The following is a 24,490-nucleotide window of genomic DNA, read 5'->3' as shown; positions in this document are numbered from 1 at the left end:
AGATTTCTATCCCCATTCTTTTATTTTATAGATTCACAAACGCATTGTAGTAATGCTTCTACAGTGTACTCTTTCGGCATAATAACATGCGGAAAATAAAGGCTCGCCTCTTTTTCCGTAATAGGCCCTATACAAGCAATTGTACATTTTTTTGTCCATTCTCTCCAGTTTGTACCCTCAAGTAAACGAACAAAACTAGTAACAGTTGAAGGGCTCGTAAATGTAATAATGTCTACTTTCCCTAACTTCAATGCTGCTATAAGCTCTTGCTTTTTTTCTATATTCACTTTCGTACCGTATACGATTAGCTCATCTAGAGAAACACCAATTTCCCGAAGTGCAACCGGAATTACCTCTCTTGCTAAATTCCCTTTCGGAAATAAAATACGTTCGTTTCCACTTAATCTTTTTACAAACTCTTCTGCAAATGCTTCTGCAACAAATGAAGTTGGAACAAAGTCTACATGATAGCCTCGCTTTTCTAACTCTAACTTTGTTTTCACGCCTACTGCAGCAATTTTAGTCGTTACGGGTAGCTTCTTTCCTAAACAATCTAGAAAAAAAGCTACCCCATTTTTACTCGTAAAAATAACCCAATCATACGAATGTAACTGCCCTGCTATATGTTGAATTTGCCTATGAAACATACCTTCCATACGCAAAAGCGGAATTTCCAATGGAATTCCGCTCTTTTCTTTCACCGCTACACTCATTTGTTTTGCTTGGTGCTGAGCACGTGTAATCAATACCGTTTTGCCAGCGAGAGCGTTCATATTATTGTTGCCCCTTATTTGCAGCAAGAATGAGTTCTTTTGCGCCTTGCTTAATTAAACGGTCCGCAGCCTCTAATCCTACTTTCTCTGGATCAGTTCCTACTACTGTCTCTTTCAATAAAACAGAACCGTCCATAGACCCGACAAGAGCTGTTAATTCGATTGCATCGTTTTCTGTAATAGTTGCATATCCAGCGATCGGAACTTGGCATCCACCTTCAAGTTTATGAAGAAATACTCGTTCTGCTGCCACTGTTTTCTCTGTTACTGCATCATTTATATGCGCTAACAACTGTAGTAAATCCTTATCATCCTCACGACACTCAATCGCTAATGCGCCTTGTCCTACAGCAGGTACACATAACGTCTCATCTAAATGTTCTGTAATAACTTCATTATCCCAGCCCATTCTTTGTAATCCCGCCGTCGCTAAAATAATTGCATCGTAATCTTCTTCTTTTAATTTGCGTAAACGTGTATCGATATTTCCGCGAATCCACTTCACTTGTAAATCTGGTCTTGCAGCGAGCAGCTGTGCACTACGTCTTAAACTACTCGTACCTAAAATAGCGCCTTCTGCTAACTCTTTAAACGACGCTCCACTTTTTGAGATAAAAGCATCACGAGGGTCAACACGCTTTGGTGTACAACCGATCATTAATCCTTCTGGAAGTACGGCCGGCATATCTTTCATACTATGTACAGCCATATCAATTTCTTTCGTAAGTAACGCATGTTCAATCTCTTTCACAAACAAACCTTTTCCGCCTACTTTTGAAAGAGTAACATCTAAAATAACATCACCTTTTGTGACGATTTCTTTCACTTCAAATTCATATGGTAAACCTAGCGCTTTTAACTGATCAATAAACCAGTTTGTTTGCGTTAATGCTAATTTACTCTTTCGTGACCCTACAATAATTTTGCGCATAATTTTCTCTCCTCATTATAAATACCAAAAGTGGAAGTTGGATAAACTGCTTAATAGAAAAATATTAATTAGCATTACGAGAAATGCCCCAATGTTCCACTGCACGATTTTCTTCCCTTGCAACACGTCTGCAGCTCGTAAATATAGGCCCGCACAATATACAAATAGAACGACAAAAGACCCGATTACTTTCGTATCATACCAATGGAAATTGTCCAATTTTGTATATCCCCATATGCATCCTAATAAAATAGCTAGTAAGAAAAATGGAACAGAAAATAAATTTAATCCGTAAGACATCGATTCTAGCTTCGGTAAATTTCCTAACCTTCTTAATCTCGCATTCCATTTTTTCTTTTTTAATAGGCGATATTGCAATAAATACATAATAGAAAAAATGAAAGATACAGTAAAAGTTGCATAAGAAATAATAGCCATACCGACATGTACGTATACAAGCTCCGAAACTAATTGCTCTGCAAGTACCGGCGACATCTTTCCGAGCGGTGTAAAAATAGAAAAAGCGCTTACGCCAAATGCGACAACATTTGTAAAAAAGACTAAAAAGTCAATCCTCATAAATCGATTAATGACTAAAGACATCGTAATCAATAGCCAAACATAAAAATAAATCCCTGATAATAAGGTTAAAAGAGGGTTCGTTTCTGAATCTGTAGCTCTAAGCAACATAAAAATAGAATGCAGAACCCATACAATCGAAAGTAACCAAAAAGCAAATCGGTTCGCCTTTCGGTTACTTTGGAAATAATCTATAAAATATAAACTAATGCTACAAGCATATAAAATAATTGCAATATGATAAATAATACTGTTATTTAAAAAACTCATCCGATCATCCTTCCAAATTATAAAGATGGAACGGATGGTGTCCACACTCTTTTATGTTCTACTTCTTCCGCACGACTCTCTACGTCTTCCATTTCTAAATCGAAAATCTTTGCAAATAACGCTAATTTTTCGTCTGCTCCCTCTTCAGCAGCTATTTCTTTCGCTACTAAAATTGGGTCTTTTAATAATTGATTAATAATACTTTTCGTATGCTTACTAATTACTTTTCTCTCACGATCACTAAGATTCGGTATTTTTCGTTCCAGACTTTCCATCGTTTCACTTTGGATAGCAAGTGCCTTATCACGAAGAGCTGATATTAACGGAACGACACCAAGTGTACTTAACCACGTTTTAAATAAAACAATTTCCTCTTCAATCATAAATTGAATTTTCTCTGCTTCTTTCAAACGTTCAGCACGGTTTGCTTCCACTACTCCTTGCAAATCATCAATGTCATATAAGAAAGAACCTTCTAGCTCATCAATCGCTGGATCAATATCACGCGGCACTGCAATATCAACCATAAATAATGGACGACCAGAGCGCATTTTCTCTACCTTTGTCATCATCTCTTTCGTAATAACATAATCCGATGCACCCGTTGAACTAATTAAAATATCAGCTTCTAATAATGCACATTGTAATTCACTTAAAGGTTTTGCATGTCCCATATATTTCTCAGCCATTATTTCTGCTTTTGAAAGCGTCCTATTCATAACTGTTACTTTACGAGCACCGCTTCCATATAAGTTCTGCAGTGCAAGTTCACCCATTTTACCAGCACCGAGAATAAGCACGTGACAATCTGTTAACTCGCCGAATATTTTCTTCCCTAACTCAACAGCAGCATAACTAACAGACATCGCACTTTCACCAATTGTCGTTTCTGAGTGCGCGCGTTTCGCTAATGTAATGACTTGCTTAAACAATTCATTAAAAATTGTTCCTGTTGCTTTTACTTGTTGTGCTTCTAAAAAGCTATCTTTTATTTGACCTAAAATTTGCGTCTCTCCAACTACCATAGAATCTAAACCGCACGTTACGCGGAATAAATGATCTATTGCACCATCTTGTTCAAAAATAGTTAAATATGGTGCGACTTCTTCTATTTCAAGCTGAAACCAATCAGCTAAAAATTTCTTAATATAATACCGTCCCGTGTGTAATTGATCGACAACAGCGTAAATCTCAGTACGATTACAAGTTGATACAATGACATTCTCTAACACGCTCTTTTGATTTTGTAATGTAGTCATTGCTCGCTCTAGCTCCGCTGCCTGAAATGTGAGCTTCTCACGAAATTCTACAGGGGCTGTTCGATAATTTACACTAACAACAAGAATATGCACGCAGCATGTCCCCCTTCACCCGTTTTATCACTTTATCTACTATCATAATACAACTTTCCTCTTATGAATCTGACAATCGTGTGAACAACTGATTATTTTTTATTTATTCTCCGTATGTAATAAAGGAGATTTAGTAAAATGAATAAAAACTTCCTACTTTATAATGATTATAAATTAATAACTCTATTTGTACGTTACCAAAAAAAGCCCTCATAATCAAGTGATGGAAACTATTCCATATAAATTATAACATCATCTTTCCTATCTTCTTTCATCATGAAGGAAAATATGTACGATTGTTCCAATTTGTAGCACAAACTTTCTCAATACAATGTATTTGACATTGTATTTATTTTTCGTTATATTGATTTTACAAAATTAAATTGTGCACAACTTAATTAGAAAGGAGCCATTCATGACAGAAGATTCTTTGCATCTAGATAATCAACTTTGTTTTTCTATTTATGCTTGTTCTAGAGAGGTTACACGCTTTTACCGACCGTATTTAGAAGAAATGGGCATTACGTATCCACAGTACATTACTTTACTCGTACTATGGGAGCAAGATGGGCTAACAGTAAAAGAAATTGGAGAACGTCTATTTTTAGATTCCGGTACGTTAACACCTATGTTAAAACGAATGGAATCATTAAACCTTGTAAAACGCGTTCGTTCCAAAGAAGATGAGCGAAAAGTGTGTATTGAATTAACAGAACAAGGAAAAGATTTACAAGATAAGGCTTGTTCATTGCCGACAACGATGGCAACAAATTTAGGAATTACAGAACAAGAATATCGTTCTTTATTAATTCAATTAAATAAACTAATTGAAACAATGAAAACAATTAATGATAGAAAAGGGGAATAAACATGGATAAATTATATACTGCTTCAGTAACTGCTACAGGTGGAAGAAATGGAAAAGTAGTATCAGATGATGGCATATTAAATCTTGATGTAAAAATGCCGAAAGCACTAGGTGGTGCAGGCGGAGAGGCAACAAATCCAGAACAACTATTTGCTGCTGGTTATGCTGCTTGTTTTGATAGTGCATTACAACTTGTCATTCGTACGAAACGTGTGAAAGTAGAAAGTACAGAAGTAACTGCTCACGTTTCTATCGGAAAAGATACAGATGGTGGTTTCGGCCTATCTGCTGTACTTGATGTACATGTCGCTGGCGTTTCACATAGCGAAGCACAAGAACTTGTAGAAGCCGCTCATGGCGTATGTCCTTATTCGAAAGCAACACGAGGAAATATTGAGGTTACATTAAATGTACGCTAAAAGTGTATAAAGAAAAAAACGCGCGACATTCGTCACGCGTTTTTTGTTTTTGTAAATTTATGAATTGCTTTCCATGCTTCTTCTTTTCCAAGTCCTGTTTCAGAAGAGAATAGAACGACTTCATCGCCACTTTCAATATCAAGCGTTTCTTTTACAACTTTTAAATGCTTTTGCCATTTCCCTTTCGGAATTTTATCGGCTTTCGTTGCAATAATAATGGTTGGAATGTCATAATGCTTTAAGAAATCATACATCATTACATCATCATTTGTTGGTTTGTGACGTAAATCAACTACTAATACAGCTGCATCTAATTGCTCACGTGTTGTAAAATACGTTTCAATCATTTTACCCCAAGCTGCGCGCTCCGTTTTAGATACTTTCGCATATCCATAACCTGGAACGTCCACAAAATGCATCATCTCATTAATTAAGAAGAAGTTTAATGTTTGTGTTTTTCCTGGTTTAGAAGAAATACGTACTAACTTTTTACGATTTAAAATTTTATTAATAAAGGAAGACTTCCCGACATTTGAACGACCTGCTAATGCGATTTCTGGTAAGTCACCGTCTGGATATTGTTCTGGTTTAACAGCACTAATTACAATGTCTGCTTTTGTTACTTTCATTGTTTCACTCCTACTAATGCGTGCTCCAATACTTCATCTAAATGAGATGCAAGCACAAACGTAAGGTTTTCTTTTACGCTCTCTGGAATATCATCTAAATCTTTCTCATTTTCCGCCGGTAAAATAATTTTTGTTAAACCTGCGCGGTGAGCACTTAATGTTTTTTCTTTTAAACCACCAATCGGTAATACACGACCACGAAGTGTAATTTCACCTGTCATCCCCACTTCTTTACTTACAGGTATACCTGTTAACGCAGAAATAAGTGCCGTTGCCATCGTAATACCTGCTGACGGTCCATCTTTTGGAACTGCTCCTTCTGGAACATGAATATGAATATCATTTTTCTCATGGAAATTCGGATCAATCTGAAGCTCTTCTGCACGAGAACGAATATAGCTAAACGCTGCTTGTGCGGATTCTTTCATAACATCCCCAAGTTTCCCTGTTAAAATTAATTTCCCCTTACCTGGCGCTACGGACACTTCAATCGCCAGTGTATCGCCGCCTGCTGCCGTATACGCTAAACCCGTCGCCATACCAACTTGGTCTGTTTTTTCAGCTTGCCCATAACGGAATATGTGCTTACCAAGTAAATCAACAACGTTTTTCTCTGTTACTACAATACGCTTACGTTCTGCTGTAACGATAATTTTTGCTGCTTTACGACAAACCTTTGCAATTTGGCGCTCTAGTGTACGAACACCAGCCTCACGTGTATAATAGCGAATAATTTCAAGAAGCGCTTCATCACGTACTTGTAAATTACCTTTTCGTAAGCCATGCTCTTGTAATTGTTTCGGCAATAAATGTTCACGAGCAATATGAACTTTTTCAAGTTCTGTATAGCCAGCAATCGAAATAATTTCCATACGGTCAAGTAATGGGCCTGGAATACTTGAAAGTGTATTCGCAGTTGCTACAAACATAACTTTCGATAGATCATATGGTTCTTCAATATAATGATCACTGAAGTTATGGTTTTGTTCTGGATCTAACACTTCAAGTAATGCTGCTGAAGGATCTCCACGGAAATCGTTAGACATTTTATCAATCTCATCTAATAAGAAGACTGGATTAACTGATTTTGCCTTTTTCATACCTTGAATAATGCGTCCTGGCATTGCTCCAACGTACGTACGACGGTGACCACGAATTTCAGATTCATCACGCACACCACCAAGGGATACACGGACAAAATTACGATTTAATGATGTCGCAATAGAACGCGCTAACGAAGTTTTTCCGACCCCAGGTGGCCCTACTAAACAAAGGATAGGCCCTTTTAATGAATTCGTTAACTTCTGTACCGCTAAATATTCCAGTACGCGCTCTTTCACTTTCTCAAGACCGTAATGATCTTTGTTTAAAATCTCTTCCGAATGAGCAAGATCAATCATATCTTCCGTTGCGTCTGTCCACGGAAGTGCTAATAACCAATCCATATAATTGCGAATAACACCGCTCTCCGCAGAACTTGCTGGTAACTTTTCATAACGATCTAATTCTTTCAGCGCAGCCTTCATTGTTTCTTCAGGCATTCCTGACTGTTCAATTTTCTCACGAAGTTCTTCAACTTCCCCGCCCTTGCCTTCTTTATCGCCAAGTTCAGTTTGAATCGCCTTCATTTGCTCACGCAAGAAATATTCTTTTTGCGTGCGCTCCATTGAACGTTTCACTTTTTGTCCAATTTTCTTTTCTAAACTAAGTAATTCTTGTTCATCTTGAATAATTGAAATAAGTGTATGTAATCGTTCTTTCACAGATATGATTTCTAAAATCTCTTGTTTCTGCTTCGTTTTAATTGGCAAGTGAGAAGCAATTAAATCCGCTAATCTTCCTGGCTCTTCTACATCAGCTACCGTTGCAAATGTTTCATTTGAAACTTTTTTCGAAACTTTAATATATTGTTCGAAATGCTCCAGTAATGTACGCATAAGTGCTTTCTCTTCTAAATCAGCTTCCACTTCTTCAGTTACCGTTTTAATAGAAACTTGCACTACATTTTCTTCTTCGATAAACTCTACTACTTCTGCTCTATGTAAACCTTCTACAAGGACACGAAGCGTACCGTTCGGCAATTTTAACATTTGCTTCACTTTCGCCACTGTACCTACACTATATATGTCATCTTCTTTCGGATCATCGATATTCATTTCTTTTTGCATTGCTAAAAAGATGATATTTTCATCCATTGCCGCCTGCTCTAGTGCTTGTATCGATTTATCACGTCCTACATCAAGATGCAGAACCATCGTTGGATATACGAGAACGCCTCTTAATGGTAGGAGGGGTACGATTCTTTCATTCGTATTCATACTAGACATAGCACCTCCATAATAAATTAAACTCCTGTTCAACCATTTTATATTACAATACATCTAGATGCAATTGCCGAGATTCTCCGCAACTGTAAATCCCGCTTTTTTTCTCTCTTACGAAAAGAAAAAAGACTCCGCTTAAGCATACAAACTTAAACGAAGTCTGGCAAATACTATTATCATTCATTCTCACATTGATTGTGCATCTGTTTCGTCTATTGTAGTATGTATATCAAGCTCTCGATGCATATTTTCTTGCATAAATGTTAGCTCAAATACTTCTTTTAACTTACGAACAGGGATAATTTCAATTCCTTTTATTGTGTACAAAAACGGTTGCATGTTTTCAGCAGGAATGATAACTTTCTTAGCTCCCGCCTTTTTCGCAGCTTTTATTTTTGCGTACACACCACCGATAGGTTTCACTTCTCCATGTATACTTATCTCACCAGTCATCGCCACTTCATTATTCACATACGTATGATGCACTGCTGAATACACACCTGTTGCCATTGCAATTCCTGCTGAAGGCCCATCAATCGGGATACCACCTGGAAAATTAATATGTATATCGTATCCTTCTGGCAACACATCTAGAGATCGAAGTACTGTTAATACATTATCTACAGAACCTTTCGCCATACTTTTACGGCGAATTGATTTCGTTTGACTACCAATACTTTCCTCTTCAACAATTCCGGTAACATTTACCGATCCTTTATCTTTCGCCTTAATTGCTGTTACTTCAATTTCTAATAACGCGCCTGTATTTGGTCCGTATACAGCAAGTCCATTTACAAGACCGATTCTTGGAATAGGATAAATGTGTTTTTCATACTTCGGTGTAAGCTGACTAGAGTGAACAACCCACTCAATATCTTCATCTTTAATGAAAGAACGTTCTTCATTTATTGCCATTCCAGCAGAAATTTGTACAAGATTAATCGCTTCTCTTCCATTTCTTGCATACATGCCAATCATTTCAATACCATTTTCACCGATTTGCATTTCTACTTTGTCAGCTGCATTCTTCGCTACTTTTTGAATTTCTTCTGTATCTAACTCACGGAAGAAGACTTCTAAACAGCGCGACCGAATAGCAGGAGGAATCTCCTCTGGCGAACGTGTCGTTGCCCCAACTAAGCGAAAATCGGCTGGTAAACCTTTTTGAAAGATATCATGTATATACGTTGGAATCATCGTATTCTCTTCACTGTAGTATGCACTTTCCAAAAACACTTTTCGATCTTCTAGCACCTTTAACATTTTGTTCATTTGAATCGGATGTAGCTCACCAATTTCATCAATAAACAAAATACCACCGTGTGCATCTGTTACCGCACCTTTTTTTGGTTGCGGAATACCCGCTTGCCCCATCGCACCAGCACCTTGATAAATTGGATCATGCACCGAACCGATTAAAGGGTCTGCAATACCACGTTCATCAAACCGAGCTGTCGTCGCATCCAGTTCAATAAATGTTGCATTTGTGCGAAATGGAGATTTTGGATTTCGTTTCGCTTCTTCTAATACGAGACGTGCTGCCGCTGTCTTTCCGACACCTGGTGGGCCATATATAATTACATGTTGCGGGTTCGGGCCACAAAGAGCCGCTTTTAACGACTTAATCCCGTCCTCTTGCCCTACAATATCTAAAAAGGATGTAGGACGCACCTTTTCCGCAAGCGGCTCTGTTAAAGAAATCTCACGCATTTTACGAAGCTGCTCTAATTCTTTTTTCGATTCTCGATCAATTGAAACTTTTTGTGTTCGCTGATTTCGAAGTAAATGCCAAAAATACAATCCGACAATTACACCAAAAACAAGTTGAACAAGTAAAAATATATTTGTCCAGCTCATCATTTATTTCCTCCCGCAATGTTTTATCTCTTAGTATTTCCGCGGAGGAACATAGCTAAACATAAAGAAAAACAGCAATTATAAAAATTGCTGTTTCTCCTTTGCATTATGCAGATGTTTTTGTATCAAGTACAGTACCGTCTTGTAACACCAATTTTGGTGCTGCATTATCAGCTACTGTTTCTTTTGTAAGAATACACTTCTCGATATCTTTGCGAGATGGTAGCTCGAACATTACCTCAAGCATTAAGCCTTCAATAATAGAACGAAGTCCACGAGCACCTGTTTTACGTTCAATTGCTTTTTTCGCAATTTCAATTAGTGCACCTTCTTCAAACTCTAACTCAACATCGTCAAGCTCCAATAGTTTTTGGAATTGCTTAACAAGTGCATTTTTCGGTTTCGTTAAAATATCAACAAGAGCATCTTCATCAAGTGGCTCTAGGTTCGCAATAACTGGAAGACGACCGATAAACTCTGGAATTAAACCAAATCTTAAAAGGTCCTCTGGTAATACGTGAGATAAAACATGCTTCTCATTTACATCAGCATTTTTCTTCTCAGAACCAAATCCAATTACCTTTTCACCAAGACGGCGTTTAATAATTGGCTCGATGCCATCAAACGCTCCACCACAGATGAATAAGATATTCGTTGTATCAATTTGAATAAACTCTTGGTGCGGATGCTTACGACCACCTTGAGGTGGAACGCTTGCTACAGTACCTTCTAAAATTTTCAGAAGTGCCTGCTGCACACCTTCACCAGATACATCACGTGTAATTGATGGATTTTCGGACTTACGTGCCACTTTATCAATCTCATCAATATAAATGATTCCTTTTTCCGCTTTTTCTACATCATAATCCGCTGCTTGGATTAATTTAAGTAAGATGTTTTCTACATCTTCCCCAACGTATCCAGCTTCAGTTAAAGATGTTGCGTCCGCGATTGCAAATGGAACATTTAAAATACGCGCTAACGTTTGTGCCAGTAATGTTTTACCACTACCTGTTGGCCCGATAAGTGCGATATTACTCTTCGCTAATTCTACATCATCAATTTTGCTGTTAGAATTAATGCGTTTGTAATGGTTATATACCGCTACCGCTAGTGCTTTTTTCGCGTTATCTTGTCCGATGACATACTCATCTAAAATTTCACGAATTTCTACCGGTTTCGGTACATCTTTGAATTCTACTTCTTCGTCTTTCGCAAGCTCCTCTTGTACAATTTCAGTACAAAGTTCGATACACTCGTCACAAATGTAAACACCTGGACCTGCAACTAACTTTCGGACTTGTGTTTGTGTTTTACCACAGAAAGAACATTTTAATTGCCCTTTTTCATCATTAAATTTAAACATATTTTCACACCCCTTACAAAGTGCTAACCTCTTGCCTTCGTATGTACACGATAAATGTATCGTATGTAAATACATATTATGTCACTACGTGGCGAGAAATACAAATAATATGACTAGTTATGTACAAATAAAAAGTTTTTAAAACTTTTGAAATATGTATATTCGACTTATTAAGGAAGTTTTCCTTCTTCATCGAAAAGTTTTATAAATATATTTCTATATTTATAAAACAAGGCACGATTAAAATCGCGCCTTGTTATTTTATTATGCAGCGTTTTCTACTAAGAAGTCTACAGCTTTACGAACTTTAAGATCTTCAGCTAAAGCGTCTACGCTTCCAAGAGCTTGCTTGATAGCGTCTACTGGCATACCGTACATTTCAGCCATTTTTTCAACTTCTGCAGTTACTTCTTCTTCAGTAACTTCGATGTTTTCAGCTTCAATGATAGCTTCAAGAACAAGGTTGATTCTTACGCGTTTTTGAGCGTCTTCTTTCATTTGCTCTTTTAACTTGTCAGCATCAGTACCTGTGAATTGGTAGTAAAGCTCAAGGTTCATACCTTGTTGGCTTAAACGTTGCTCGAATTCACGAACCATACGATCTAACTCAGTGTCAATCATAGCTTCTGGAATGTCGATTTCAGCGTTAGCAGCAGCTAATTCTACTACTTCGTCACGTACTTTGTGCTCAGCTTCATGCTTTTTGCCTTCTTCTAAGTTTGTGCGAAGTTTTGCTTTTAATTCATCAAGAGTTGCAACCGCTTCGTCAGCTTCTTTAGCGAACTCGTCGTTTAACTCAGGAAGTTCTTTTGTTTTGATTTCGTGAACTGTTACTTTGAATGTTGCTGGTTTGCCAGCTAATTCAGCAGCATGGTACTCTTCTGGGAATGATACTTCAACGTCTTTAGACTCACCAGATTTAAGACCAATTACTTGCTCTTCGAAACCTGGGATGAATGTACCAGAACCGATTGCTAGAGAGTAGTTTTCGCCTTTTCCGCCTTCAAATGCTTCGCCATCAACGAAACCTTCGAAGTCGATTACAGCTGTATCACCGTTTTCAACAGTTCCTTCTTCTTTAACAACTAGTTCAGCTTGACGCTCTTGTAAAGATTTTAATTCGTTCTCTACATCTTCGTCAGTTACAGTTGTTTCAACTTTTTCTACTGCTAAACCTTTGTACTCACCTAATTTAACTTCAGGTTTCACTGTAACTTTTGCAGTGAAGATAAGGTTAGCATTTTTTTCGAACTTCTCGATGTCGATTTCAGGATGAGCAACTGGGAAGATACCAGCTTCATCGATCGCTTCACCGTATGCTTTTGGTAAGATGATATCTAAAGCATCTTGGTATAAAGATTCGATACCAAAGCGTTGTTCGAATAACGGACGAGGCATTTTTCCTTTACGGAAACCTGGTACGTTGATTGTTTTTACTACTTTTTTGAACGCAGCGTCGATAGAGTTGTTTACTTCTTTAGCATCAACTTCGATTGTTAAAACGCCTACGTTACCTTCTAATTTTTCCCATTTTGCAGCCATTTATTCTTTCCCTCCAACTATAATAATGTATGCACATACCTCTATAGATTAAGATCTTCATTATCTCTTTTTTGAAATAACAAAAGTACAAATAATCCTCTAGCAAAAGCTTTCAGATATAATGTTCCAATCTACTAATTGCCTAAAAGACAACTACGGTATATTTTGTTCGAGAATAATATGAAACATATTAAGTAAGAGAATTACACTTCTCTTCTCTTACAAACAGGCAGATTTCTGCCTTTTGCAACCCTTACATTATAACATAGAATATGCTCGTTTCAAGAACTGAACGATTCTTTTTCATAATTATACGGGCAAATATCCTTCTCTTTCAATACGTAATAACCATTGATAGGCAATATGAAACTCTTCTAATTCAATATTATACGCAGTCATAAGCTCTACTTCATCAATAGTCAACCCGAAACGCTTTCTACCAATTCTCTCTAAAACAGCAGCCCAAATCTCCACTTTATCCATTAATAGAGCGAATGGGAAAACGCTAATTTGCAACTCTTTCCAATATGTAACCATCGCATCAAATATATCAGGATAATTTTGTTCTAATCGACTTGATAATGTATGTATAATGTTATCGGATTGCTCCTCATTATGACCTGTAAATGCCGGAATTACCTTGATCGTATTCCCAAACTTTTCTACCTCTATCTCTTCTTCTATTTGATTTTCTATCATTTTATATAAAATAGAAGTTTTCAAATAAGGGTGCTGTTTTTCGTCTACTAAAAATTTCTTTAAAACAGGTAATGCAAGATCTAAGTCTTTTAACGAAAGTTGCTGAATCGCTCTTAGCTTTTGCCCAAAGTTTTCTCCAAACATTTCATTAGTAAATTCATCTAATTCAAAATTCGAATCGACTAGTGACGTATCTACTTCATTTAACATACCTTCTGCAAATAAAGCGAGCTGTGCTAATTTTTCCTTTTGTTCCGGCATTATATCTTTCGTTTGCAAAACTTTTTCAACGGTTTCAATTACGCCTTCATAATCATTTGTTTGAACTAAAATTGTCACATACGTTTCAAGAATATCACCAAATAGTACAGCTCCTGTCTCCAGCAACTGTTCACATTTCTCTTTCGCTTCTTCCATATGCTTTAATTCTAACAAACAAATAACCGAAGCTAGTTCTGTTTGTTCCGTTTCTGCATTATACTGACGTAATATTTCAAAGCAGCGCAATGCATCTTCGAATTTCCGCTCTTTCAGTGCTAAAAAACCTTCATCAATATAGCGCGCTGATAGCTGCGGAAACAATACGACCGTATTTTCTTTTTTATCCATACGTCCGCCTCTTTTTCTAGATTTTAATTATCTTTAAAGTAAATATATCAAATGAGTAATGAGAACACAACATCTCAAAACCCTTTGTTTGAAATATGAAAATATTTAATTTTTATATTTCAATATAAACAAATCCTTACTTAAAATTTAAAATGTACAAACAAAAACCCTCAGCGATGAAAGCAGAGGATTTATCATTAATGGAAAGCTTTTATAATAGTGGGGTATATAACAAGGGTAATAATTTGGAGAACAATAATTGCCATAACAATCATGCTAAAATAGAAGATTGGTTTACTTCGCTTCATTAAAAACATAATGATAAGCATCGTACAAGCAAACAAACTTAAGAAGAACAAACTCGTTGTCGAACTAAGTATACCGCTCGGGACAAAGAACAATAACACTACACTACAAGTACCTATAATTCCAAATAACCATTCCATTCATTCACTCATTCCCTTTCCCTCTCATGGTAGTTTTTGTTTTTTACTAAGCGATTAAATGTTTTACAACATCAACTACATACGTTAATTTCTCATACGCTACAAAACCAAAAGCTACTGTTAAACCCGTTACGATTAATCCTTTCATCACTTCTTCCTCCTCGTTTTATCGTTGTTACCTTCATTATAGAGGATTAGCAATTTGTTACCATCGAACTACCTTACAGTTACCTTACAGAATTGTAAGATTTCAAAAAGAGATTGAAAAAACACCTCATATCGCTTGAGGTGCTTTCACAGAATTTCTCTATAATCACTTGCAAAATTGACTTTTTTCTCTTGTTTATTTTTCGGAGAATCCACTCTTAAACTAATAGATTTACTAAATAGTTAGGGATTGAAATAATAACAAGAATCCGTTTGAGGACAATATACGCAATACACATCTATTTCTTCTTTATTCACTTCTTTTGTAGTGACTCCGCTTGCTGTAGAATAACTTGATCGGAATCTAACTTCCAGTATCCCTTTTGCATTCAATTCTCTATATTTCACTTGTACCCTTTTAAACACACCGTCTTTGTATACTACAAGATCAAACGGCGAATGCTCTGTTTGTGGTGTTAAAATCATATATCCTTTTTCATACAAATCAACTTGAGCTTTTAAAACAGCCAAAGCTCCTTTTGTTTTTGTATGATGGTACACTTTTTATCAGCACCTTTTTACATATTTCCAAAATAATATTCGTTACTTTTCTTAACTTACCTCCCAATATTTTCTCATAAAAAGAAAACTCTTTGTTAAAATCATGTTAATATATTTTTGTACAATTAAGAATTTTTACAAGGGGGATTATATATATGTTCAAAAAAGTAGCTGCTGATGTTTTAGGGTTAAGTGATGTAGGTTCTGTCATTACACCGAAAGATTACGATAAAGTTGATGCTGATGATTATGTGATGCATGAAGATGGGGAGAAAATTTACTTTCTAATTAAATCGAAATCAGATGAATATTGCTTCACAAACAAAGGATTACTCCACCTAGATGGTACAAGTGCGACAAGTAAAAAACGCACACTACGCCGCTTTAGCTATAGTAAATATCAAATTAAAAACGTAGCACTTGAAACTGCTGGAACAATTGATTTAGATGTAGAAATTAAGTTTCAAATGGGAGATCAGCATTATTCAATTGATGTTCATAAAAAACATATCGAGGAATTAAAAGATTTATATAAAGCTTTACTTAAAATCGAAGAAATTTCATACGACAACGACATTACATTACAATATGCACATAAAAGTTTAGATATGGCATCTAATGCTTTCAGCCGTATTTCAAATGCACAAGTAAATTTGGCAGAACAATTTAAAGAAATGAACGAGATTTCCTTTAACTGGCTTGTTGATACGAAAAAGCAATATAACGTGAAAGATTATGGTTTTGTCTTCGAAAAGTTTATTAATAACTAAACAAGAAACCCTTGTTATCAAAAGATAACAAGGGTTTTTCAGCGTCCTAGAAGATGTTCAAACTCTCGGCCTGCTCATTTCCGTACTATTTTATATATTTTGATCGCAGTCTTAATATATCTTCTCCTTCACGAATGCCTGCCGATCCCTTCCTCACATTTTTTACGACAGTCCAGTTCGGATTAGTTTCATCACCGATGTTCTGTACTGTAAAGTTTCCATCACCATATTTCCGGTGACCTTCCGCCAATTTCTCCGTTAAATCATTCTCATTTGATCTCGCCATCTTTGCGCCATCTCCCTTTTTTATACAACCTTCTTAAACCTTCTAACCAATCACAGGTCTAGTCAATTGGAGATTCTCGTTTTCCGCTTCTATTCATTGTAACACACTAACAGGGATAAGTTTCGATAACGGTTGCTCAATCGTACTAGAATGGTAAAGAGTTTTATAACATTCTAAGTAAAAAATTAAGTTAATACGGATATGGATTTGAGTTCCATTATAAGCCTATTGATTTTTAAAATTAAATATGAGGAATAGGGTGCATAAATGGCGCTCTTTTCTTCATGCACTTTAATCCGTTACACATAACAATTACCATATATTACGTTATTTTTTTAAACCTTTTGCACATATATCAATTTTTAGACAAACAAAAAACCTTGTTATCAAAAGATAACAAGGTTTTTTTAGCGTCCCAGGAGAGATTCGAACTCCCGACCGTACGCTTAGAAGGCGTATGCTCTATCCGGCTGAGCTACTGGGACATGGAGCGGGTGAAGAGAATCGAACTCTCGACCAGAGCTTGGAAGGCTCTTGTTTTACCACTAAACTACACCCGCATATGTTATTTTATTTTCATTCGTTAGCGCTGTTGCCCTATCGACAATATTTATTATATGTATAACCATACATAAAGTCAACACCTTTTTTAAAAGAGGATAATTTTTCTTATCCTCTTTTAAAAACTGCTTGTTCAACTAGCTGTCCGTCTAGTGTTTCAAAACGAACTTCCATTTGATTTTCATCCATTTCTAATATAGCAAATGTCTTTTCTACACGCTGACGCGGTAATAAAATACTACCTGGATTAATAAATAAAACGCCATCGATTAATTCCGCACCTAATACGTGAGAGTGTCCGAAGCATGCAACTTGCGCTCCTACCTCTTCAGCACGGTACGCTAATGTTTGTAACGTCATTTTCACGTTATGACGATGTCCGTGCACAACTACGAAACGAAGACCATCTACATCCGTTACAATTTCGTCTTGAAAGTTAGCATAATCACAATTCCCTTTTACAACATGGAAACCTTGCAGCTCTTCATGAGCAGGCGTTAGCTCTGAATCACCGCAATGAATCATGATATCTACTTTTCCTTCATACTTCTCTTTTAACTGCTGTAATTCCTTCACAGAGCTATGACTATCGCTTACGATTAAAGCTTTCATCAATCTCTCTCCCTTATTCTCCTAAAAACCATTCAGGGATTTTTTCTTCTAGCTTACGTAGAGCACGTCCGCGGTGGCTAATGGCATTTTTCTCATCTGAACTTAGTTCCGCCATCGCTTTTTTATATTCTTCCACATAAAAGATTGGATCATATCCAAAGCCGTTTTCCCCGCGGCGTTGTTCTAAAATAAATCCTTCACATGTCCCGTTTACAATGACAGGCTTTTTATCCCCTTCAGGGAAAGCCACTGCTAATGCACAGTAGAAACGAGCTTTACGCTTTTCAAACGCTACTTCATTTAATTCTTGTAAAACTTTATCGATATTCGCTTGATCATCTTTCGGCTCTCCAGCAAAACGAGCTGAATACACACCTGGTTTTCCGTTTAAAGCATCTACAATAAGACCTGAATCATCCGCAATTACGATTGCATTCAACTGTCTACTCAAACTATCCGCTTTTAAAATCGCATTTTCTTCAAATGTTTCACCAGTTTCTTCGACTTCTTCAATATGAGGAAAATCGTGTAATGATTTTACTTCTAAATCAAATCGCTCAAATAACTCAGCAAATTCACGTACTTTCCCCATATTTTTTGTCGCTACAACAACTTGTTTCATATTTTCCACCTCTACTCTATATGAGATACGATGTCACCTAACGCTTCTTTTTGAATATCAATCAGTTGGAAAATGCCTTGTTCCGCAGCATCAAGTAATTCATTTAACTGTGCTCTGCTAAACGTCGCTTCTTCTCCAGTTCCTTGCACTTCAACAAACTGGCCTTTTCCAGTCATAATCACGTTCATATCAACGTCTGCTTTAGAATCTTCTGCGTAGTTTAAATCTAAAACAACGCCTTGCTCTTCAACAATTCCTACTGACGTTGCTGCTAAATAATCTTTTACTGGAATTTTAGATACTTTTTCTGCTTGTAATAATTTCTCGAAAGCTAATACCATCGCTACATATGCACCTGTAATAGAAGCAGTTCGCGTTCCACCATCCGCTTGAATAACATCACAATCAATCCAAACCGTTCTCTCGCCAAGCGCTTCTAAGTCAACTACCGCACGTAATGCTCGTCCAATTAAGCGCTGGATTTCCATTGTACGTCCTGTTACTTTTCCTTTACTTGACTCTCTAATTGTACGTTGTTCTGTCGCACGTGGAATCATCGCATATTCAGCTGTTACCCAGCCCTTTCCTTCTCCACGCATAAATGGCGGGACGCGCTCTTCAATTGTCGCTGAGCAAATTACCTTTGTGTCCCCAACCTCAATTAATACTGATCCTTCTGGATGTTTTAAATAATTCGTATGAATATGTATATGGCGTAATTCTGTTTTCTCTCTACCATCTACTCGCATAAAAATAACCTCCTCATAACTACTTGTTAGTATAGCCAAATTTAAATGTATGATATGTATACAATAAAAGAAGAGGAACCCAAAAAGCAATTCCTCTTTCTTACTTAAGTATATCAAATTATTAGCGATTAAAAACTACCTGTATTCACGTTTTCTGGACGATCTACAGGTCTTATTAACTTTCCGCCCTTTTCATCTATAAGATTTGCTTTGCCATTTACTTCAATAGAAACACTTTTCACGCCTTTCTTTTCTGTTAAAGATAAAACTAACGACTTCAATACGTAATTTGAAATCATATTTTTATCTGGGTTGATAAATATATTTTCATTAAAGTTTAATGTAAGATTTCCGTCTTGTAATTTCGGATTCGTAATCAGCTTAACTCCTGGATTAAAATCATTTAAGAGCGATTGATGAATCGGTCCTTTTACAAGTTCATCTACAATGGCTGCATAATCATTTTCTTTCCCTTCTACAACGCGGCGTGTTACTGGTACGTAATATTGCTGTTTATTATTATTTTGCGCCATAAAATACAGCGTTACCGGTTTTGTATTCGTTACATCCGCTACTTGTTCATCATCGAAATTGATACCGTTCGCACGGCTCACACCGTCACCAAGAGGTGTACCACCAACAGGCATCTTCGCTAATTTTTCACCATTTATTTGGAACTGCACTTGTTTTACTTCTTTAAATTGCGTCAACGTCCATGCTATCGACTCAACAATTTGACGCTCTTCTTCTTTTGCATAGTTTTTCATTTCTTTTGAGAAATCAATGACTGCCGTCCCATCTTTTTTTAAATCTAGTGTCATCGATGTATTGGCTGGAATGACCGCACGGAAACCATTGGGTAATAAATTCGTTACCGGCCCATCTTTCACAAGATACTCTAACGTTTGCTGAATAACCTCATTTGCTTTCGGAGTAGGTATAGCTAACGTTTGTGGTACAACATAACCATTTTTATCAACAAGGTATAATTCTCTATTCACCGTTTGTGCTTGCTTATCTTTCTTAGATACTTCTTTCTTTCCACCTTCCGTGTACGTAACTTGTTTTGGCGGATCAATTTGTTCCGTTGCTTTCTCCTGATTTATAAAGCCACACCCTGTTAGTAAAACAGCGCTCACAGTAGCACCAACAACCCATTTAAAAGTGGATTTAGGCATGCCATTCCCCCCTAAAATCTAAGTTTGTACTATTATGTATACGAGCTGTTTCTCTTTTTAGAACAAGCTGTGCTCCCTATAAACAAAAAACCCCTGATTTCTCAGGAGTTCACTTATATGGATTCTACTATTATTCTTTTTCTAAATGAATATGTTTCACATTTTCAATCGGTTGACCGAACCATTTTGATGCAATTTCTTTAAATAAGCCTATTTTCCCTGTTGTTAAGAAGAGATGGTCGCTTTGCTCCTCTCCCTCATTCAACATTTTACTATGGTATAAAATTGTACTTACTTCACGCGCTGTTTCATCACCTGAACTAATGAGTTGTACTTTATCTCCCATTACTTGTTTAATGACAGGACCTAAAATCGGATAATGTGTACAACCTAAAATAAGTGTATCAATATCAGTATTTTTCAGCGGTTGCAACGTTTCTCTTACAACTTCATATGCCATTTCACTTTCAAAATTGCCACTCTCTACAAGCTCAACGAAAGGCGGACACGCTAAACTTTCTACCATAACACGGTTATTAATAGACTTTAACGCCTCTTCGTATGCACCACTTTTCACCGTTCCAATCGTTCCAATAATCCCAACATGGTATGTGTTTGTCACTTTTAAAGCTGTACGTGATCCTGGGTGAATAACTCCTACCACTGGAATTGGTAATTGTTTCTGCATCTCTTCTAATACAACTGCAGTTGCTGTATTGCATGCAATAACTAACATTTTGATATTTAAATCTAGTAAATGCTCCGTCATTTCCCACGTGAATTGGCGCACTTCTTCTCGAGAACGTGGACCATAAGGGCAACGTGCTGTATCCCCTAAATATATAATGCGCTCTTTCGGCAACTGACGAATTAATTCCTTCGCTACTGTTAAGCCGCCAACTCCTGAATCGATAACACCGATTGCTCTATTCAACTTCATCACCCGTTTTCTCATTCATCATCTTATTTTATCATTATATTTTACACACTTTAAGTTCGCGCACTTAAACTGCTTCTGTATGAAAATTTTCATTTGTACCTGTATAGACTAGGACCTTTTTTATTTTGCTCCTTTTTTTCATAATTTGCAAGACAGAAAAATAACCGACCTTCTATAGGAAAGTCGGTTTCTTCTATATAAAGTACATATTTAATGCTCCATCTTTTTTCGGAAAGAAGACATTCCTATTAATAAGAAGAAATGAGCAGAAATTAACATGACGATTAAAATAAAATTAAAACGATAACTATTTGTAGATTCCATAATTCGGCTTGCTACAGCTGGTCCAAATGCCATACCGAAAAAGTTAATTAAATTATATAAACCAAGACCGACTCCAACTTTAGCTACATGTAATGTTTTCGGTATAAATGTGTTCAATGATACTTGAATGGCAGAATAACTCATAAACGTTAAAATAATCGCCAATACAATAACGACTATACTTCCATTCGGAATAAACCCTAAAATTAAAAAGCCAACAATCATAATGACAGACGCTACATAAATCATATTCACATTTCCAAACGAAGGGATAATCTTTCCAGTAATAAAACTAGACACAATACCGAAAAGTGATGCAACAAATAATACAATTCCGATAATAAACGGCGACAATCCGTGTACTCTTCCTAACAGTAATGGCAATAATAATAAATTAGCACATAACGCCACATTAATTATAAATCCGACTGTTATTAAACGAAGAAATGCTTTGTTCGAAAATAACTCAATATCGATAAATGGGTGCTCCGCTTTCTTCATACGAACCGTGAATAAAAATAAGGAAATTATCGATAACACAAATAGCCAACTATTCATATTAACACCTACCAAAACAGTCGTAATAAATACAAATAGTAACGCCGCTCCAATGTAATCAAAATAAAACACTTCATCCGTATGATGCGCTTCTCCTGGCATAAATTTTATAAGCAAGAAAATCCCCAATACTGAGATAATCATAAATAAAAATAAATATGGCCACCCTAGTGTATTTGTAATAGCCCCACCAACTAAAGGACCAATACCAACCGCTAACGCAATAGAAGAACTAATCATCGCTAAAGCACCAGGCTTCTTAGCAGGAGCAACTAATTTTGCTACCGCAATCATACTAAGCGCAATAAACGCCGCGCCCCCACTCGCCTGCACTAATCTTGCAAAAATGACAATCGCATATGATTGATTTACAAATCCAATAATAGAACCCGCTACAAATATGATGATTGAAATAATTAATAGTTTTTTCACACTATAACGATCAGCCAGTTTCCCATATATCATCGAACCAATACCGACAACTAAGGAGTAACCTACTACAACCCAACTTACTTTCGATTGACTAATGGATAAATCATGAGCCATATCCTCTAACGCAACATTAAATAAAACCGCATTCACCGGTCCTAATAAAACGATAAAACATAATGTGAAAACAAACCATTTTGAATGGTTACTTATATCTTTCCCCATGTGTAACACCTCTCCTGATTGTAGTAACTGTAAATGAAAATAAAGTTGTTTAGCGCTTCTATCGCTGCTAAACAACTTCATCAAATGTATATATTTATCGCGCGACAAATTGAATTCGAAACGAAACATGTACGTTGTTCGATATTCATGGAACTATCATAGTTTCAGCATTCCAGTTTGTCAACGAAAAATATACAAAGTAAACTAATTAAGTGTTTTTAGTTTACTTTGTTTAAAAATTGTTATACACTAATTTCCAATCCGATATAAGGAGGGCTGACATGGTTATTCAAATTTGCAATTTCTAACTTAATAAAATAATAAACTTTTATATAGAAGAAACATTACAGGAGGATTATGATGAAGAAAAAAATGTTAGTCGTATTAACGAGCGTAGAAAAATATCCAAATTTAAATCGAGCTACTGGCCTTTGGCTTGGCGAAGCTGTCCATTTCGTTAAAAAAGTTGAAGAAGCTGGTTACGAAGTAGATTATGTTAGCCCACAAGGTGGTTATACACCGATTGATCCGCATAGTTTAGCAATGGCGGAGAGCATCGATTGGGAATGGTATCAAAAGAAAGAATTTATGAATCGTCTCGGTTCTACAATGAAACCGAGTGAGGTGAATCCGGAAGACTATGCTGTTATTTATTACGCAGGTGGTCACGGTGTGATTTGGGACTTCCCAGAAAATAAAGAACTACAAATGATTAGCCGTAACATTTATGAAAATGGCGGAATCGTTTCCTCTGTTTGTCACGGAGCTGCTGGTTTATTTCATATCACATTAAGCAATGGGGATCGTTTAATTAGTGGTAAAAAAGTAACGGGATTCTCGAATGAAGAAGAGAAACTAGCTGAATTAGATCAATTTGTTCCATTTTTAACAGAAGATGAACTCATGAAAAATGGAGGACTTTACGAAAAAGCTGCAGAGCCTTGGGAAGCTTTCGCTGTAGAAGATAATCGTGTTATCACTGGTCAAAACCCAGCTTCAGGTGATGCAGTAGCTGAATTAGTATTACAACACGCAAAAAAATAACATGTAATAAAAAAGCAGGTTTTCCATTACAATAGGAAAACCTGCTTTTTTACGAAATCATTTGCAAAATAGCAATAACTTCTTTTTCAATTTCCGAATCATCAATTGCTTCTATATACTCTGGTTTAAAAAGTTGATACTTCTTTAGTTGATAAAAATCAAGTATCGCTTTCTTTAACGTAATATCGTACTGAATACAAAAAGAATGATCTATAATACGTCTTAACATCACATCATCTTGCACCATAAATAATTGTGCGTTCATTTTATTAAAGTAGCCTTGTTCCATACCAGCTTCAAAAAAGATTTGCAAATTATGATTACGATTTTGTTGTGCAGCGACTAACTGATCAGATAAGTGCGGATATGCCTCTTTCAAATCTTGTAAAAAGACATCTGAAATATACGTCACACATTTTAAAGAGTGAATAAACGTCTTTTGGAAACGTTCTGCAAAAGACATACTTTCATCTTGATTATACGCATCTCCTTCAAGAAGGTAGTTCATAAAATCTTCTACCACAGCTTCAATAATCTCATCTTTTGAAGAAAAACGTTTATATAAAGTAGCTTTACTAATATCCATATACTTCGCAATTTCATCTATTTTCAATTGACTAAAACTCGTTTTTCTAATAACAGGCTTTATTTTATTAATATAAGTGTTTGCACATGCAACTTTTCTCATTAAAAGAGCCTCCCCTTTTGTCCATACAAAATAGTATAGCAAATTCGCGATTAATTATAAATGAAGTCACTATACTCAATACATCTTTTTAGTTTAAGGGGTCATTTATACTATAGAAAAATGCCCGCTACC

At 36.2% G+C, this 24,490-nt stretch carries 23 protein-coding genes, 2 tRNA genes and 1 pseudogene; 4 read left to right on the top strand and 22 right to left on the bottom strand.

Annotation, left to right across the window (positions count from 1 at the left end; translation table 11 throughout):
• Positions 1–20 precede the first annotated feature (20 nt).
• From hemD to hemA, 4 genes are read right to left on the bottom strand one after another with little or no spacing between them, the layout of a single operon-like run.
• Complete coding sequence (hemD, locus tag AC0L0O_RS02265; RefSeq protein ID WP_000992327.1) at positions 21–773, bottom strand: uroporphyrinogen-III synthase; 753 nt, start codon at positions 771–773, stop codon at positions 21–23.
• A 1-nt stretch (position 774) separates the two neighbouring features.
• Positions 775–1,704, bottom strand: a complete 930-nt coding sequence (gene hemC / locus AC0L0O_RS02260) for a hydroxymethylbilane synthase (protein ID WP_001226418.1) — start codon at positions 1,702–1,704, stop codon at positions 775–777.
• A gap of 15 nt (positions 1,705–1,719) precedes the next feature.
• Positions 1,720–2,553 (bottom strand): cytochrome C assembly family protein, encoded by an 834-nt coding sequence (locus AC0L0O_RS02255; RefSeq protein ID WP_000008996.1) that lies wholly within the window; start codon positions 2,551–2,553, stop codon positions 1,720–1,722.
• 17 nt (positions 2,554–2,570) lie between these two features.
• Positions 2,571–3,905, bottom strand: coding sequence for a glutamyl-tRNA reductase (gene hemA, locus AC0L0O_RS02250; protein WP_000547860.1), 1,335 nt, complete (start codon positions 3,903–3,905; stop codon positions 2,571–2,573).
• A 415-nt stretch (positions 3,906–4,320) separates the two neighbouring features.
• Between hemA and AC0L0O_RS02245 the strand changes: the two genes are divergently transcribed.
• Both AC0L0O_RS02245 and AC0L0O_RS02240 read left to right on the top strand, forming a co-directional pair.
• Positions 4,321–4,773, top strand: a complete 453-nt coding sequence (locus tag AC0L0O_RS02245; RefSeq protein WP_000133920.1) for a MarR family winged helix-turn-helix transcriptional regulator — start codon at positions 4,321–4,323, stop codon at positions 4,771–4,773.
• Between the two features lie 2 nt (positions 4,774–4,775).
• On the top strand, positions 4,776–5,192 hold the full coding sequence (locus tag AC0L0O_RS02240) for an organic hydroperoxide resistance protein (RefSeq protein WP_000359781.1): 417 nt from the start codon (positions 4,776–4,778) through the stop codon (positions 5,190–5,192).
• A 32-nt stretch (positions 5,193–5,224) separates the two neighbouring features.
• On the opposite strand, the gene ysxC is transcribed toward AC0L0O_RS02240, so the two are convergent.
• From ysxC to AC0L0O_RS02200, 8 genes and pseudogenes are all read right to left on the bottom strand, one after another.
• Complete coding sequence (gene ysxC / locus AC0L0O_RS02235) at positions 5,225–5,821, bottom strand: ribosome biogenesis GTP-binding protein YsxC (RefSeq protein WP_000869113.1); 597 nt, start codon at positions 5,819–5,821, stop codon at positions 5,225–5,227.
• A complete protein-coding gene (gene lon / locus AC0L0O_RS02230; protein ID WP_000097304.1) occupies positions 5,818–8,148 on the bottom strand; it encodes an endopeptidase La in 2,331 nt (776 codons plus the stop codon). Before lon ends, ysxC begins: the two co-directional genes overlap by 4 nt.
• A 183-nt stretch (positions 8,149–8,331) precedes the next feature.
• Positions 8,332–10,002 carry an ATP-dependent protease LonB gene (gene lonB, locus AC0L0O_RS02225; RefSeq protein ID WP_009879805.1) on the bottom strand — a complete coding sequence of 557 codons (1,671 nt, stop codon included), beginning with the start codon at positions 10,000–10,002 and terminating at the stop codon, positions 8,332–8,334.
• 106 nt (positions 10,003–10,108) lie between these two features.
• Positions 10,109–11,368, bottom strand: a complete 1,260-nt coding sequence (clpX, locus tag AC0L0O_RS02220; RefSeq protein WP_000472282.1) for an ATP-dependent protease ATP-binding subunit ClpX — start codon at positions 11,366–11,368, stop codon at positions 10,109–10,111.
• A 264-nt stretch (positions 11,369–11,632) separates the two neighbouring features.
• Positions 11,633–12,910, bottom strand: coding sequence for a trigger factor (gene tig / locus AC0L0O_RS02215; protein WP_000729253.1), 1,278 nt, complete (start codon positions 12,908–12,910; stop codon positions 11,633–11,635).
• A gap of 309 nt (positions 12,911–13,219) precedes the next feature.
• Positions 13,220–14,218 carry a hypothetical protein gene (locus tag AC0L0O_RS02210; protein ID WP_131370051.1) on the bottom strand — a complete coding sequence of 333 codons (999 nt, stop codon included), beginning with the start codon at positions 14,216–14,218 and terminating at the stop codon, positions 13,220–13,222.
• Positions 14,219–14,415: 197 nt separating this feature from the next.
• Positions 14,416–14,664, bottom strand: coding sequence for a hypothetical protein (locus tag AC0L0O_RS02205; protein WP_001983650.1), 249 nt, complete (start codon positions 14,662–14,664; stop codon positions 14,416–14,418).
• 294 nt (positions 14,665–14,958) lie between these two features.
• Positions 14,959–15,372 (bottom strand): annotated as a pseudogene (locus AC0L0O_RS02200) (group I intron-associated PD-(D/E)XK endonuclease).
• A 155-nt stretch (positions 15,373–15,527) separates the two neighbouring features.
• Between AC0L0O_RS02200 and AC0L0O_RS02195 the strand changes: the two are divergent.
• Complete coding sequence (locus AC0L0O_RS02195) at positions 15,528–16,142, top strand: PH domain-containing protein (protein ID WP_000475210.1); 615 nt, start codon at positions 15,528–15,530, stop codon at positions 16,140–16,142.
• An 85-nt stretch (positions 16,143–16,227) separates the two neighbouring features.
• Here the strand turns inward: AC0L0O_RS02195 and AC0L0O_RS02190 are convergent, their stop codons facing one another.
• From AC0L0O_RS02190 to AC0L0O_RS02150, 9 genes are all read right to left on the bottom strand, one after another.
• Complete coding sequence (locus AC0L0O_RS02190; protein ID WP_000124460.1) at positions 16,228–16,428, bottom strand: hypothetical protein; 201 nt, start codon at positions 16,426–16,428, stop codon at positions 16,228–16,230.
• A gap of 411 nt (positions 16,429–16,839) precedes the next feature.
• Positions 16,840–16,913, bottom strand: a tRNA-Arg gene (locus AC0L0O_RS02185).
• Position 16,914: 1 nt separating this feature from the next.
• Positions 16,915–16,988 (bottom strand) — tRNA-Gly (locus AC0L0O_RS02180).
• Positions 16,989–17,097: 109 nt separating this feature from the next.
• A complete protein-coding gene (locus AC0L0O_RS02175; RefSeq protein ID WP_000645497.1) occupies positions 17,098–17,601 on the bottom strand; it encodes a metallophosphoesterase in 504 nt (167 codons plus the stop codon).
• 13 nt (positions 17,602–17,614) lie between these two features.
• Complete coding sequence (locus tag AC0L0O_RS02170; RefSeq protein ID WP_000815943.1) at positions 17,615–18,223, bottom strand: XTP/dITP diphosphatase; 609 nt, start codon at positions 18,221–18,223, stop codon at positions 17,615–17,617.
• Positions 18,224–18,234: 11 nt separating this feature from the next.
• On the bottom strand, positions 18,235–18,972 hold the full coding sequence (gene rph / locus AC0L0O_RS02165) for a ribonuclease PH (protein ID WP_001261764.1): 738 nt from the start codon (positions 18,970–18,972) through the stop codon (positions 18,235–18,237).
• A 128-nt stretch (positions 18,973–19,100) separates the two neighbouring features.
• On the bottom strand, positions 19,101–20,150 hold the full coding sequence (gene gerM, locus AC0L0O_RS02160; RefSeq protein ID WP_428888974.1) for a spore germination protein GerM: 1,050 nt from the start codon (positions 20,148–20,150) through the stop codon (positions 19,101–19,103).
• A gap of 130 nt (positions 20,151–20,280) precedes the next feature.
• Positions 20,281–21,090: a glutamate racemase gene (racE, locus tag AC0L0O_RS02155; protein WP_000774002.1), complete on the bottom strand. Its 810-nt coding sequence runs from the start codon at positions 21,088–21,090 to the stop codon at positions 20,281–20,283.
• A gap of 210 nt (positions 21,091–21,300) precedes the next feature.
• Positions 21,301–22,626, bottom strand: a complete 1,326-nt coding sequence (locus AC0L0O_RS02150) for an MFS transporter (protein ID WP_000513876.1) — start codon at positions 22,624–22,626, stop codon at positions 21,301–21,303.
• Positions 22,627–22,986: 360 nt separating this feature from the next.
• Between AC0L0O_RS02150 and AC0L0O_RS02145 the strand changes: the two genes are divergently transcribed.
• Positions 22,987–23,670, top strand: a complete 684-nt coding sequence (locus tag AC0L0O_RS02145; RefSeq protein WP_000728504.1) for a type 1 glutamine amidotransferase domain-containing protein — start codon at positions 22,987–22,989, stop codon at positions 23,668–23,670.
• 49 nt (positions 23,671–23,719) lie between these two features.
• Here the strand turns inward: AC0L0O_RS02145 and AC0L0O_RS02140 are convergent, their stop codons facing one another.
• On the bottom strand, positions 23,720–24,358 hold the full coding sequence (locus AC0L0O_RS02140; protein ID WP_001233029.1) for a TetR/AcrR family transcriptional regulator: 639 nt from the start codon (positions 24,356–24,358) through the stop codon (positions 23,720–23,722).
• Between the last annotated feature and the right edge of the window lie 132 nt (positions 24,359–24,490).

The sequence above is a fragment of the Bacillus sp. GS3m_15504 genome (assembly GCF_055825275.1).
This window is presented reverse-complemented; position numbering and strand designations above follow the sequence as displayed.